General features: G+C 44.2%; 15 protein-coding genes. 8 read left to right on the top strand and 7 right to left on the bottom strand.

Features of this window, described 5'->3' with window-relative positions; all coding sequences use genetic code 11:
* Nucleotides 1–111: 111 nt before the first annotated feature.
* The 3 genes from AB4517_RS09075 to AB4517_RS09065 all read left to right on the top strand — a co-directional run bounded on the left by AB4517_RS09075 (nt 112) and on the right by AB4517_RS09065 (nt 2,473).
* Nucleotides 112–372 (top strand): type B 50S ribosomal protein L31, encoded by a 261-nt coding sequence (locus AB4517_RS09075; RefSeq protein WP_372148230.1) that lies wholly within the window; start codon nt 112–114, stop codon nt 370–372.
* 1 nt (nt 373) lies between these two features.
* A complete protein-coding gene (gene ykgO, locus AB4517_RS09070; RefSeq protein WP_083190210.1) occupies nt 374–499 on the top strand; it encodes a type B 50S ribosomal protein L36 in 126 nt (41 codons plus the stop codon).
* 387 nt (nt 500–886) lie between these two features.
* Nucleotides 887–2,473: an AbgT family transporter gene (locus AB4517_RS09065; RefSeq protein WP_017069391.1), complete on the top strand. Its 1,587-nt coding sequence runs from the start codon at nt 887–889 to the stop codon at nt 2,471–2,473.
* 112 nt (nt 2,474–2,585) lie between these two features.
* Here the strand turns inward: AB4517_RS09065 and AB4517_RS09060 are convergent, their stop codons facing one another.
* Nucleotides 2,586–3,029 (bottom strand): YaiI/YqxD family protein, encoded by a 444-nt coding sequence (locus AB4517_RS09060; protein WP_017063355.1) that lies wholly within the window; start codon nt 3,027–3,029, stop codon nt 2,586–2,588.
* A gap of 89 nt (nt 3,030–3,118) precedes the next feature.
* Nucleotides 3,119–3,403 (bottom strand): hypothetical protein, encoded by a 285-nt coding sequence (locus AB4517_RS09055; RefSeq protein WP_016800689.1) that lies wholly within the window; start codon nt 3,401–3,403, stop codon nt 3,119–3,121.
* 767 nt (nt 3,404–4,170) lie between these two features.
* Here AB4517_RS09055 and AB4517_RS09050 point away from each other — a divergent pair.
* Nucleotides 4,171–4,689, top strand: coding sequence for a GNAT family N-acetyltransferase (locus AB4517_RS09050; protein ID WP_054547594.1), 519 nt, complete (start codon nt 4,171–4,173; stop codon nt 4,687–4,689).
* On the opposite strand, the gene AB4517_RS09045 is transcribed toward AB4517_RS09050, so the two are convergent.
* Together AB4517_RS09045 and AB4517_RS09040 are read right to left on the bottom strand one after the other, a co-directional pair.
* The gene (locus AB4517_RS09045) at nt 4,655–4,963 is read right to left on the bottom strand and encodes a DUF3301 domain-containing protein (protein WP_004734358.1); all 309 of its coding nucleotides are present in this window, start codon (nt 4,961–4,963) and stop codon (nt 4,655–4,657) included. The genes AB4517_RS09050 and AB4517_RS09045 overlap by 35 nt on opposite strands.
* 125 nt (nt 4,964–5,088) lie before the next feature.
* A complete protein-coding gene (locus AB4517_RS09040; protein ID WP_017079398.1) occupies nt 5,089–6,129 on the bottom strand; it encodes a DUF3549 family protein in 1,041 nt (346 codons plus the stop codon).
* 87 nt (nt 6,130–6,216) lie between these two features.
* Between AB4517_RS09040 and AB4517_RS09035 the strand changes: the two genes are divergently transcribed.
* Both AB4517_RS09035 and truC read left to right on the top strand, forming a co-directional pair.
* Nucleotides 6,217–6,531, top strand: a complete 315-nt coding sequence (locus tag AB4517_RS09035) for a YqcC family protein (protein WP_372148229.1) — start codon at nt 6,217–6,219, stop codon at nt 6,529–6,531.
* Nucleotides 6,531–7,280 carry a tRNA pseudouridine(65) synthase TruC gene (gene truC, locus AB4517_RS09030; protein WP_372148228.1) on the top strand — a complete coding sequence of 250 codons (750 nt, stop codon included), beginning with the start codon at nt 6,531–6,533 and terminating at the stop codon, nt 7,278–7,280. Before AB4517_RS09035 ends, truC begins: the two co-directional genes overlap by 1 nt.
* Nucleotides 7,281–7,433: 153 nt before the next feature.
* Here the strand turns inward: truC and AB4517_RS09025 are convergent, their stop codons facing one another.
* The 3 genes from AB4517_RS09025 to map all read right to left on the bottom strand — a co-directional run bounded on the left by AB4517_RS09025 (nt 7,434) and on the right by map (nt 11,637).
* Complete coding sequence (locus AB4517_RS09025) at nt 7,434–7,817, bottom strand: DUF3461 family protein (protein WP_372148227.1); 384 nt, start codon at nt 7,815–7,817, stop codon at nt 7,434–7,436.
* Between the two features lie 181 nt (nt 7,818–7,998).
* The gene (glnD, locus tag AB4517_RS09020) at nt 7,999–10,620 is read right to left on the bottom strand and encodes a bifunctional uridylyltransferase/uridylyl-removing protein GlnD (RefSeq protein WP_017060744.1); all 2,622 of its coding nucleotides are present in this window, start codon (nt 10,618–10,620) and stop codon (nt 7,999–8,001) included.
* A 138-nt stretch (nt 10,621–10,758) separates the two neighbouring features.
* Complete coding sequence (map, locus tag AB4517_RS09015) at nt 10,759–11,637, bottom strand: type I methionyl aminopeptidase (protein ID WP_017060743.1); 879 nt, start codon at nt 11,635–11,637, stop codon at nt 10,759–10,761.
* 457 nt (nt 11,638–12,094) lie between these two features.
* Here map and rpsB point away from each other — a divergent pair, with 457 nt between their 5' ends.
* Both rpsB and tsf read left to right on the top strand, forming a co-directional pair.
* A complete protein-coding gene (gene rpsB, locus AB4517_RS09010; RefSeq protein ID WP_032546326.1) occupies nt 12,095–12,826 on the top strand; it encodes a 30S ribosomal protein S2 in 732 nt (243 codons plus the stop codon).
* 141 nt (nt 12,827–12,967) lie between these two features.
* On the top strand, nt 12,968–13,813 hold the full coding sequence (gene tsf, locus AB4517_RS09005) for a translation elongation factor Ts (protein ID WP_017063361.1): 846 nt from the start codon (nt 12,968–12,970) through the stop codon (nt 13,811–13,813).
* The last annotated feature ends 139 nt before the right edge of the window (nt 13,814–13,952 follow it).

The raw sequence follows: 13,952 nt of genomic DNA, 5'->3' as shown, positions 1-13,952 counted from the left end.
CTGATTACGATTAAGACGGGAAAATATCATAAAATCGCTTGTTTTTCTTTTGATAACAATTGTCACTTGTAGTGTTATAACATATCAAGTTGGTTATTTAAGGGGAATACAATGAAACCGAATATCCATCCAGATTACCGTCCCGTGGTTTTTCATGACACCATTGTCGATGAGTACTTCTTAATCGGCTCAACGCTAAAAACAGACCGTACTATCGAATGGGAAGTCGGCAATACTTGCCCTTACTTCACGATTGAGGTGTCGCCAAAGTCGCATCCTTTCTATACGGGCAAACAACGAGTGCTACATAAAGAGGGACGCGTTGCGAACTTCACTCGTCGTTTTGGTCAATTAGGTAAGGGAGCGAAATAGAATGAAAGTTGTGAAATCACTTAAAAGCGCGAAAAGCCGCCATCCTGATTGCCAGATAGTAAAGCGCAGAGGTCGTCATTATGTTATCTGCAAAACCAATCCGAGATTCAAAGCGGTTCAGAATTAGTCAGTCAAATTGATGTGACGCGAGTGTAAAAACGAGGGGAAAGTCAAACTTCATTCATTTGTCTGTTTTTCTTTTCCCTTGAGAAGAACCTGACAGGATATTGTGTATTAACTTATCGTATGGTGTGTTTTATTTTCAAGTGAATCAATGGGTTATACTATCACTTATATTTGTAGTGAATGTGTAGTTGTGAATTATAAATCTAGATTTTGTATTTAATGTAGATTTATTTGCTAATTAATTGTTCAAATAGAGTTAAAAATCGTCGTTTGCTACACATTTTGTAACATTTTGAATTTCTAATTGATAATTTTGTCGCGTACCCTTCGCTGGCAATTTGAACATTTTTGTCACAATTGCATAGGAATCACTACAAGGAGGGAACTGATGAGTTCATCAGCTTCAATAAAAAACAACTCGCCAAAGAAACCTATTTTTACCCGTTTTCTCGATGGTGTTGAATATTTGGGGAACCTATTACCCCACCCGATCACTCTTTTCGCAATCTTCTGTGTCGCTATTCTAGTTACTTCAGGTATCGCTGGATATTTTGAAGTCTCTGTTATGGACCCTCGTCCAGAAGGTGCTCCAGGTCGTGCTGCTGACGGCATGATCTACGTTGTAAGCTTACTTAATGCTGAAGGCTTACAGCTCATTGTTACTAATCTAGTGACAAACTTTGTTGGCTTTGCGCCATTAGGTACCGTGCTTGTTGCAATGCTAGGTGTAGCGATTGCTGAGCACTCAGGTCTATTATCTGCGGCGATGCGTGGCATGGTAATGGGCGCATCTAAGCGCATGGTTACGGTAACCGTAGTTTTCGCAGGTATTATCTCTAACACGGCTTCAGAGCTTGGCTATGTAGTACTTATCCCGCTTGCAGCAATGCTTTTCCACTCTTTGGGTCGTCACCCATTAGCAGGTCTAGCGGCAGCATTTGCTGGTGTATCTGGTGGTTACTCTGCAAACCTTCTAATCGGTACGGTTGACCCGCTGCTTTCTGGTATTACTACAACAGCAGCACAAATGATTGACCCGACTTACAACGTTGGTCCTGAATCAAACTGGTACTTCATGTTTGTTTCTACTTTCTTCATCGCGATTACAGGTGCATTTGTAACTGAGAAGATTGTTGAACCAAAACTGGGTAAATACAACGACGAAGAAGCGTCTGAAGATTTATCAAATGATTCAATGGGCAAGCTAACAGACGTTGAGAAGAAAGGCCTTAAGTTTGCGGGTATCGCAGTGCTAGCGGTTTCAGCGCTTCTTGCTTGGACGATTGTTCCAGCTGATGGTGTTCTACGTTCAGCAGCAGGTACGGTTTCAGGTTCTCCATTCCTGAAAAGTATCGTAGCGTTCATCTTCGTATTCTTCGCAGTTCCTGGTTTTGTTTACGGTAAAGTTACCGGCACAATGAAAACAGACCGTGATGTAATCAATGCAATGTCTAAGTCTATGTCTTCAATGGGCATGTACATCGTACTTGTGTTCTTCGCTGCTCAGTTTGTTGCTTTCTTCAAGTGGACTAACTTCGGTCAAGTATTCGCAGTTGCAGGTGCTACTTTCCTACAGGATATCGGCCTAACGGGTCCAATGTTGTTCTTCGCATTCATCCTAATGTGTGGCTTCATTAACCTGATGATCGGTTCGGCTTCTGCTCAGTGGGCAGTAACAGCGCCAATCTTTGTTCCAATGCTAATGTTAGTAGGTTACGCACCTGAAACGATTCAAGCGGCTTACCGTATCGGTGATTCAACAACCAACATCATTACGCCAATGATGAGCTACTTTGGTCTTATCCTAGCTGTAGCGACGCGTTACATGAAGAACCTAGGTATCGGTACTCTGATTGCAACTATGCTTCCATACTCAATCGTATTCTTGGTTGGTTGGAGCTTAATGTTCTACGTTTGGGTATTCGTATTTGGCCTACCAGTAGGTCCAGGTGCTGCAACGTACTACACGCCTTAGTTGTAGAGTAGGGGAAACCTTCTTCTAATTGATATTAAAAAAACCTGCATTGTTTGCAGGTTTTTTGATTTTTTATGGAGAGATAGAACTAGGTTAAGCTCGGATGAGCCAGCTAGCGTTTGGCTAGAATTCTATCTAAGTGGTTGGCAAACTCACGACGGTCGGTTTGAGAAAGGGCACTTGGTCCACCCGTTTGGATGCCACTTGAGCGCATGGTATCCATAAAGTCACGAATGTTCAGACGCGCTTTAATGGTCTCTTTGGTGTAAAGCTCACCACGAGAGCTGAGTGCTTGCCCACCTTTAGTGATCACTTCGTCAGCCAGAGGAATGTCAGAGGTAATCACCAGATCGCCGGGTTCAGTGCGTTTTACGATTTCATCATCTGCAATATCAAATCCGCTTGGAACTTGAATTGAGTGAATGTTATTACGCTTGGGTACGGGAACCAAATGGTTCGCGACAAAGGTACATTCGACCCCTGTGCGTTCAGCTGCGCGTACGATTGTTTCACGGATAACCTTTGGACAAGCGTCCGCATCAACCCATATCTTCATAGTGTTCTATTTCTCTGTTAGCTTATTTATCGGTCAACTTATTGCTCAGTTGCCTTATTGGCCAGTTAACTTATTGTTCAGTTAACTTATTACTCAGTTAACTTAGCTTCAAGCGTGGCAACGCGAGCGGTAAGTTCAAGGATTTGCTTTTCCAGTTGGCTAACACGATCAAGTGTCGGCTCTTCTTGTGTCGCGACTTCAACTTTAGGGACGCGATTGGCGCTTTTCCAGCTTTTGATAGTCATGATTAAAGCTGGCATCGGAACGGATGTGCTCATACGAGCTTTAACTAAAGCAACTGTCGGCTCTTTCCCTTGTGCTTGCAGTCCTTCAAGCACTGATTTCAACTCTTCAGACACATCTTTTGTCAGCATGTTGACCTCCATTTTTAGTCTTTGGTCATTTTACTCGCTCCGGTGAATGATAGCGAATCATAAAACCGCCCATAGCTTGTGAGAGATCTCTTACAAAGGCTGTGAGATAACACGAATACATCACTAGAGAGATTTAAGTGCATATGGTTAAGTTTTTGAATTTTAATTGTTTTATATAATTAACAACTTTATTGAATTGAAAGTGTGATGCAAATCTATTGTCCAAAATCCTAAATCGCGTAAATTAAACCTTGTCGGAAGGATTCTGACACGGAACAGGAAAGCACCAAGGATTTGGTTATCTTCAGGATGAAGATTTGGTTACTTCGGATTGAGTAGTCAAGCATGGAGCGTAAGGACATTGTAGGGATACAGCCAGTTAACAGGAAGTTAGCTGCAACGGAATGACAATGGACACCTTTAGGATTTAAAGGGTTGGATTAGCATCAGGACGATGTAAAGGACACCGCTCACGGAACAAGTGATGTGCGCTAACTAGGATTGTTAGCTTTCAGGATGATTGGACACCGCTAGGACGGCGAAGTAAAGGAAAGAGCTGAAGGATTACAGCCACTATTATGGATGATGCATGGAGCATTTATTAGTAGCCGGACTGCTGCGAGTAAGACCCTAGCCCTGACACTTCGGTGTCGGGGCTTTTCTTTTCCTGAGGCTTTTCTCTATCTAGGAGGCTCTTTTTAATCGAGAGCTTATATCTAAGGGCGCGACACTGCTTTTCTGCTAATGGTCAACACAAGGAGTGTTTTATGACGATAGCAACCTCAAGAACGCTGTTGGTACCTTATACCGAACAGCTACAACACGACTTTATCAAGTTGAATTGCTGCCCCATTAATCGTGCTGAAATGAATGGGCCGCACTCTATTGCCTCTGCGAAGCTCTTATTTCAAGAGATACTGCAAGACAACGCCGGCTTCTGCCGAGCCATTATCCACAACCAAACCCGTGAATATCTTGGACATGTCTTTGTTTCATCAGAAGAGGGTCAGCATGAGCTTGGCTTTATTTTGGATAAAGAATTTTGGAATCAAGGTCTTGCTAGTGAAGTGCTAAAACCTTTCTTTAGTTTGGTTTGTTTTGAAGAGCACTTAACGAATGTTGTTGCGACCGTTAATGTCGGTCATAACCCATCGATTAAGTTACTCGAAAAGTTAGGCTTTGCATTTAAAGAGACCAAACAAGATCAGTTTGGCCCTTATCATGAATATCGTTATACCGAGTTTTGCGACGTTACATTCTATGAGGCTGTAGCTCAAACCGCATAGAGCGGAAGCCGACCATAGTCAGTTTTCCTTGGTACAGATCATCACCCAATGCTGAAAACTCAAATTGGTACACAGTGTGCCAGCGCCAAATGGTGGTTAGCTCATGGCGCATCTTAAATTTATGACCACTGAAGGCAACGCTTAGTAGCTGCAAGTCGAGCTCTTTACATTTTCTCGCAATGGCAGTTTTCGCAAGCTCTGATTGCCTGCGCTGCTGCCAAAAGAAAAAGCAAAAGAAGCACAGCATCAAAATAGCCAATAAGTTATCTATCATTTAATCCATACTTCCTTTTATCTTTCTATTCCAATCGTGTTTTGAGCATGCTCTTACGAGCTATTGAACTGGTCCGTTACTTGAGCCAGCATGTGCTTCAGTTAATCCGGGATTGATTTACCCTGCTATTGAGACTTAGCCGCTTGTTGTAACTCAATCAATGCGTTGGCGAGCTCAGGTGATGGGTTCGAATTCAACAAGGGTAAAAATACCATTCTTAGTGTCGGAATCATCACCAAATCTGCAAATAACTGATTGAACAGGTTTTGATTGCCCGTTTGTGCGAGACGTAGCAAGAATTGCTCAGCAATCGCAGGGTCTTGTAGCGCATGCCAGCTGCGACCTGCTAAACCAATCAACACTTCTTGGTGGCTCAAGCGTGGACTAGCGAGAACTTGGTTAATGATGTTATTCGCGATCCCTTGTTCTGCACCGGAAAGGGCACGAACCAAGGCTGAAAGTAAGAACAAATCAGGCTCTTTACTAGCGATCTCATTCTCTGCAAGCTCTTGTAAGCGTTGCGCGAGTTTGTCATTGATTTGTGTGTGCTCAAGCGCGCCTAACGTCGCGTATAGCGGTTCTGATGGCAGCTTATTGATGGCTTTGCGAATAGAGACACCGTTTTGTTGGCTGCCTAAACGCGCGCACATATCGGTGATGCCTTGTAGTCCAACCGTTTTCCAGTTATCCCAACCAAGCTCACCTGTGAAGTAATGCTGAGCGTGCTCGTAATATTGGCTCGTCGCAAGGTCTAAACCTGCTCTTACTTGGCTATGAAATACAGCCATTTTGTCTTCAGAAGGCTTGAAGGTATAAGGGTTGTTTGACAGCTTTTGCTGTTGCTCTTCGCTGATGTCACCGTTTAAACGCGTGCCCATCGCTTCGATAACAAACTTAAGGAAATTGCCGACATCACCTTGATGTAATAGGCCTCTTTCGTCCAGTTTGAATTTTAGGAACCAGATCCAAGGTTGCTTGTGTTCGTTCCAGTAACTAATCGCTAAGTGAGCTTGTTTCTGAAGTGGAAATGGGTACGGCTGTTTCCCTTGCTCAACATCAGAGAATAAGGTGTTGTCGATCTTCTGAATACGGCGACCTAGGTCGTAGATATCGTACTGGCAACCGCTATTCTTTAGTAACTGAGTGAGCGTGTGAATCGTTTCCATAGTAATAAAGCTCCTAACTTTCTTTCCTAAATAGATGGTACTCTATGCCCCAATTTCAAGGTCACTAGATAAATAACTTGGTGAAAAATGACAGCAGCCACAAAGTTACCTCTTTTACTTCAACAACTAGAAGAACAAATGCGCCAATGTTCGCTATGGAGCACGCTTCCGCCTTCGGATGAAGCTCTGGCGAGCGTTGAACCTTTCGGGATTGATTCGTTACAACCGGAAGAGTGGTTGCAGTGGATCTTTATCGTTAAGATCAACGCAATGATGGATGCCCAAATGAGCCTACCGAAAGGCTTTGCTATCCATCCTTATTTTGGTGAAGTGTGGAAAAATGAGGCAGACAAAGTCGAACTGCTAGTGACAATTCAGAGCATTGATGAGGTATATGCGTAATGTTAGAGATCATTTATCAAGATGAGTATTTTGTCGCGGTGAATAAGCCTGCAGGTATGCTAGTACATCGCTCATGGTTGGATAAACACGAGACTCAATTTGTTATGCAAACACTGCGTGACCAAATTGGTCAGCATGTATTTCCTTTGCATCGTTTAGACCGACCTACATCCGGTGTTTTGGTGTTTGCATTGTCGAGTGAGGTTGCCTCTGAAGTCATGCCGATGTTCGCCAACCATGAGATGCAAAAGACTTATCATGCGATTGTGCGTGGCTGGATAGAAGAGGGCGATACGCTCGATTATGCACTTAAGGTTGAGCTGGATAAGATCGCAGATAAGTTCGCGAAAGAAGACAAAGAAGCGCAAGAGGCAGTGACAGTCTATGAACCGCTAGTAAAAGTAGAAGTGCCATATTCAACAGGACGCTTTCCTACGAGCCGCTACTGCTTGGTTGAGATGATGCCAAAGACAGGTCGCAAACATCAGCTGCGTCGTCACATGGCTCATCTAAGACATCCGATTGTCGGTGATACTTCACATGGTGATGGTAAACACAATCGACTGTTCCGTGATGATTTAGATTCGCATCGTTTGTTGTTGCACGCTTCTGAGCTTCGCTTTATCCATCCTTTCACAAAAGAAGAGTTGGTGATGAAGGCCAACCTTGATGAAACTTGGCTAAGGTTGTTTGAAACCTTTGAGTGGGATACTAACTTAATCGATGCTCAAACTTGCTTGTCTAAGTAAGTCTCGCGTGTTTAGGCAATCTCCAGTCTAAGTGAATAGAGAAAATAGAATAAAAAACAAAGGGCTGATAGTGATATCAGCCCTTTTTGTATCTGTATAACCTTAACGGCATAACTAATGTTGGTTAGTTAACAGTAATAGTTAGTCGCGGGATCATTTTAGCTTTTCTAGATCAGCTTCGATCTCAGCGATCTTGCTTGATACCACTTTCTCTAGATGGCGTAAGTCGGTAAGGATCCTCTGCTTCACATCCACCTCAGCCGTTGGCGTCGGTTTGGTGATTTTGTTGAGTTCATCAATCACAAGAGTGAGGTTGCGGTTAATCTCTGTCACTTCTTTGTATTGATTATTGCCACCGCTAACAAGCACACTTTTTACTTGTCGTGGGTACTTAAATTTAACGCTTTTCGCGAACAGTTCCCCTTTCTGCTTACGAAAGTAAATCTTCAGGATATCTTTGTGCGCTTCTTGGCGAAGGGAGTAACGTTCAATCTGTTTAGGTTCGTGGATACCTAAGCCAGTGAGGTTTGGATACATAAGCGACCTCTAGGTTATGAATGTAATACTTTTATGTAATTGACTTGATCAATGTAGCAGCCTAACGACGAGCTAGATAGTTGATATCTGTGAATTGATTGTAAGTTGTGGGCAAGATCGCTCTCTATCTTTGCCCACACTTATTTGGTTATTAAACCTGTTTTTAGACTGAATTCGCTTTCTAAGGTGCGAGTTCAGAAACGTGCTCGGTTAATCGTTCTCTTAGTGCCTGTTCTTGTTCTTCAGACAGCCTTCCTCCCGCTTCACTGGTCAGAATAAACAGATCCTCTGCTCGCTCACCTATGGTGGTGATTTTGGCACCGTGCAAGTTGATGTCTAGCTCCGCAAAGGTTGCACCGACTTGAGCCAATAACCCCGGCGTATCAAGAGCTCTTAACTCCATCAAGGTACGTTTCTTGCTCTTGGTTGGTAGGAACTCAACTAAGGTTTTGACCTTAAAGTGTTGCAAGTTACGTGGCGTGCGACGCGTCTTAATCTTAGTCGGGCGGCCATCAGTCAATACATGAGTCAGATGTTTAGCAACGGCTTTGTGTCTTGCTTCATCAATCGCTTCGCCGTGCTGGTCTAGTACGATAAAGGTATCCAAAACATGACCATCTTTGCTAACCATGACCTGCGCGTCATGAACGTTAAAGTTACGTCTGTCGAGTTCGGCAACCACGGTCGCAAACAGTGCTGCTTGGTCTTTACAATAAACGAACACTTCTGTGCCACCGCGCGTCGCTTTCTTACTGATCAGCACTAACGGTTGGCTTGGGTCTTCTAGGCGAAGTAAGTGCTCACAGTGCCAAGCGATTTGTTTATGTGTGTGACGCAAGAAATAATCGGCCTTAAAGCGTTGCCACAACACTTCAATCTCACGAGCGGTGAAGCCTTCTTTACGCAGCAGTGCTGATGCCATTTGTTGGTTGTGACGAATACGGTCTCTGACATCGACAGGGTTTTCCAAGCCGCGGCGCAGTGCTCGCTGCGTTGAGTGGAACAGCTCAGCTAACAGGGTTCGTTTCCAACTGTTCCATAGCTCAGGGTTAGTCGCACAGATATCGGCAACGGTTAAACAAACCAGTAGCTCGAGTGATTCTTCATCACGCACTTTTTTGGCGAATTCGGTGATCACATCTGGGTCGTAGATATCACGACGTTGAGCCGTTACTGACATCAATAGGTGATTTTGTACCAACCACGCGACTTGTTTGGCTTCAGGCTTCGATAGCCCGTGTTCAATACAGAAAGAGTAAGCCTCAACCGCACCTATCTCAGAGTGGTCTCCGCCGCGGCCTTTGCCGATGTCATGGAAGATAGCGGCAAGGATCAGCAACTCTTTCTTCTGTACTCGAGGATAGACTTCACAGCAGATAGGGTGCTTATCGTGGTTTTCGATTTGACCAAAGCGGTTGATGTGCTTGAGCAGGCGGATACTGTGCTCATCCACGGTGTAAACATGGAATAGGTCAAACTGCATCTGACCAACGATCTGGCTCCACTGCGGTAAGTACGCAGAGAGCACGCCCAATTTGTGCATTAAGCTAAAGGCTTTGTGCAGGGCATTAGGGTGGCGAACTAGATCCATGAACTTGTCACGAGCTTCAGGAATGGTATGCAGGAATCGGTTCAATCGACGGCGTGCCGTACGCAGTTGTCGCAATGTTGGTGGACTTACCCCTTCGATAGTCGAGTCATTGGCGATATGGATGAACATATCGAGAATGGTTTCTGGTCTTGCTTGGAATAGGGCAGGCTTGCGCGCTTCGATCAACGAACCTCGACGTTGGAAATCACTATCGAGAATTTCAGCGTCTTGGGTTTGACCGCCATTGATGATCGCTTGATCGAACAGCTTAAGCAGCATCTTATTCAGTTCAGCAACACGACGAAGGGTTCGGTAGAACTCTTTCATCATCATCTCAACACCACGGTTTCCTTCACCCGTATAACCCAGATGTTCAGCGACTTGAGCTTGATGCGCGAACGTTAAACGGTTGTCGTAACGGCGCAGTTCAATATGCAATGCAAAGCGAACACGCCATAAAAAATCTTGGCACTCAACGAGCTCACGATATTCAGCATCGGTCAGAAAGCCGTATTTGCTCATCTCTAACAAAGAGGTCGCGCCGAAGTGGCGACGCGCAACCCAGCTCAGGGTATGGATGTCTCTGAGCCCTCCCGGAGTCGATTTGATGTCCGGTTCTAAATTATAGGTGGTGTCGTGGTAGCGAGCATGACGCTCTCTCTGTTCTTGAATCTTGGCTTTGTAAAACGTCTCACTTGGCCAAAATGAATCGGAATGAATCTTCAGTTTTAGTTCTTGGAAAGTGTCTTCACTACCACATAACAATCGCGACTCTTGTAGGTTGGTCGCGACGGTTAAATCATCGGTGCCGATATCGAGACACTCAGTAATAGTTCGCACAGCATGGCCAACTTCGAGCTTTAAATCCCAAAGTAGAGTAATGAATTGACTGACCTTTTCACCAAGAGCTGGTGGTAGTGTTTTTTGCGAGACAATGAGAATATCAATGTCAGACAAAGGATGCAGTTCGCCACGACCATAACCACCCACTGCGACAAGTGAAATATGAGGCAGTTTGTTGAATCCGAAATTTTCCCACAAACGATTGAGAAGTAAATCCATGTATTCGGAGCGCAGTAGAACCAAATCGGTGACGGGATGGTGGTTCAGAAATTCATTTTTTTGATACTGCGTGAAGATCTCGAGCTGATTTTTTAATTCGCAGATTTCAATTTGTTCGTCATTGAACGTAAGAGGGCATTGATAAGGCATAGTCTGCTATCCGTGCAAGCAAATGAGAATAGTAAACAATTTAACAGAAGCTGATGGAAAATCGAAATTGAGTGGATAAAAAATATCCTCGACAATGCGAGGATATTTTTAAAAGGCTGATGCGCTCAGTTCGGTGAACTAAGCGTTCTTCATGATACGTGGGATTGTATCATCGCTGCGCAGTGTTAGTACTTCACAACCAGTATCAGTTACAACCAGAGTGTGCTCCCATTGAGCCGAGTTCTTGCTGTCTGCTGTGTATACTGTCCAGCTATCTTCGTCATCAAGACGACAGCCAAACTTACCCGCGTTGATCATTGGCTCGATAGTGAAGCACATGCCTGCTTTTAGCACGGTGCGATCGCTGTTCTTGTAGTGAACTACTTGTGGATCTTCGTGGAATTCAGAACCAATGCCGTGACCACAGTAATCTTTAACAATAGAGAACTTAGCGCGTGGGTTGTTCTTGTTGTTTGTTTTGATGTACTTCTCGATAGCAGTACCGATTTGACCAAGTTGAACACCTGGCTTAACTTGGCGCATGCCTTCGTAAAGTGCTTCTTGAGCAACCATGCACAGACGCTTGTTTGCAGGTGAAACCTCACCCACTAGGAACATCTTAGAGGTGTCACCGTGGTAGCCTTGAGGGCGAGTACTAAGATCGGCATTTGCGTCATCAGGGATGATAACTGTGATATCAACGTTCAGAATGTCGCCATCTTTGAGTACCGCAGGTTTGAATTGACCTGTGCTACCCGTCTCGTCTTGTGACGCGGGAATGCCGTGACACACAATATGATTGATAGACGTACAGATAGACTTAGGGAAACCGTGGTAATCGAGTGGCGCAGAGTATGCACCTCTTTCTAGAGCGTACTCATGACAAAGCGTATTGAGCTCTTCCGTCGTGGTACCCACTTGGATGTGAGGTTCGATCATCTCAATAATGTCAGCGGCCAGCTTGCCGGCGACGCGCATTTTTTCAATTTCTTCAGCAGTTTTAATTTTTACAGCCATTGCATATCTCTTAATTTGGTAGCACCTAAGTGTGCATATTGGGGCTATTCTATCAGTGCAGCAATTTAGCGCAACATTCCCATGCCCATACATTGCTGGTGGATACTGCTCAACGTGAGTGAATCGTGATCAATTTATTGAGACAGAAGTGAATGAATAGCGACACTATTTATAGGTGAAATTCGCCGATAGGGATCAGTATAGCAGTCGCTATTTTTAGAATTTTTTCTAGCCATAGATAGACAAAATATGGTATAAAGCGCGCCGGACATCAGGACTGTTTTCTCCAATTGGCGAAACAAGCTTTATGTCCACTAACTTATTTCTTTAAATCACACACATTCCGACACATGTTCCGGGGTGCCTCAACAACACAGATAACGGCTGAAAAGTGGTTAGTTGTTAGGGGTCGGATTCATGGGGGATGTGGAGGCCTAACCCCATAGAGGATTTTAAAATGGCAACTGTATCAATGCGCGATATGCTTAAAGCTGGTGTTCACTTCGGTCACCAAACTCGTTACTGGAACCCAAAAATGAAGCCATTCATCTTTGGTGCTCGTAACAAAGTACATATCATCAACCTAGAAAAAACTGTACCAATGTTCAACGAAGCTCTAGCAGAAATCGCTAAAGTTGGTGAGAAGAAAGGTAAAGTTCTTTTCGTTGGTACTAAGCGCGCTGCATCTGAAGCTGTTAAAGAAGCTGCTGTAAACAGCAACCAGTTCTACGTTAACAACCGCTGGTTAGGCGGTATGCTAACGAACTACAAAACTGTTCGTCAGTCTATCAAGCGTCTGAAAGAACTTGAAGCGCAAGCTCAAGACGGTACTTTCGACAAGCTAACTAAGAAAGAAGCTCTAATGCGTACTCGTGAAATGGAGAAGCTAGAGAAGTCTCTTGGTGGTATCAAGAACATGGGCGGCCTACCAGACGCTCTATTCGTAATCGATGCTGATCACGAACACATCGCAGTTAAAGAAGCAAACAACCTAGGTATCCCAGTTTACGCTGTAGTTGATACTAACTCTAACCCAGACGGCGTTGACTTCGTTATCCCAGGTAACGACGATGCAATCCGTGCAGTACAGCTTTACCTAAACGCTGCTGCAGACGCGGTTAAAGAAGGTCGTAACAAAGACGTTGCTGCTGTAGCTGCTGAAAAAGATGGTTTTGTAGAAGCTGAATAATAGCGGCTCTGAATCACGCTTGGCTTAGCTAATATAGATTTTGAAATCTTTATTAAATGTAAGCTAAGTTATAGTTAGATCGGGGGCCTCATTTTGGCCCCTGATTTTTACCTTATTTTCGAATCAACCGAGGAATAGAGAATGGCAACTGTAACTGCTGCTCTAGTTAAAGAACTTCGCGAGCGCACTGGCGCTGGCATGATGGAATGTAAGAAAGCGCTTGTAGAAGCAAACGCTGACATCGAACTAGCAATTGAAAACATGCGTAAATCTGGCGCAGCGAAAGCAGCTAAGAAAGCTGGTAACGTTGCTGCTGAAGGCGCAATCATCATCAAAGAAGAGAACGGTGTAGCTGTTCTTCTTGAAGTTAACTGCCAAACTGACTTCGTAGCAAAAGATGCTAGCTTCACTGCGTTTGCAGAAGAAGTTGCAGCTGCAGCAGTAGCTTCTAAAGCTTCTGTAGAAGAGCTACAAGCACAGTTCGAAGAAACTCGCGTTGCTCTAGTTGCTAAAATCGGCGAAAACATCAACATCCGTCGCGTAGCTTACGTTGAAGGTGCTGCACTAGCTTCTTACCGTCACGGTGAGAAAATCGGTGTTGTTGTAGCTGGTGAAGGCGAAGCTGAAACTCTTAAGCACGTTGCTATGCACGTTGCTGCTTCTCGTCCTGAGTTTGTTAACCCAGAAGACGTACCAGCAGACGTAGTTGCTAAAGAGAAAGAAGTTCAAGTTGAAATCGCTATGAACGAAGGCAAGCCTCAAGAGATCGCTGAGAAAATGGTTATCGGCCGTATGAAGAAATTCACGGGCGAAATCTCTCTAACTGGTCAAGCTTTCATCATGGAACCTAAGAAAACTGTTGGCGAAATCCTTAAAGAAAAAGGCGCTGCAGTATCTAACTTCGTACGTCTAGAAGTTGGTGAAGGTATCGAGAAAGCTGCTGAAATGAGCTTCGCTGACGAAGTTGCAGCGGTACAAAAAGGTTAATCCTTAGCGTATTGTTTGAAAAAAGACCGTGGCAAATGCTGCGGTCTTTTTATGAATAGTGAACTATTTTTGAAGGCAACGTTAGTGGTTATGAATGCAAACTGACTTACTCAGTTTTTATCCATGACTGTTAATCATC

The organism is Vibrio sp. 10N.222.52.C3 (assembly GCF_041474195.1).
In the GTDB taxonomy this organism is placed as follows: Bacteria; Pseudomonadota; Gammaproteobacteria; order Enterobacterales; family Vibrionaceae; genus Vibrio; species Vibrio crassostreae_C.
This window is presented reverse-complemented; position numbering and strand designations above follow the sequence as displayed.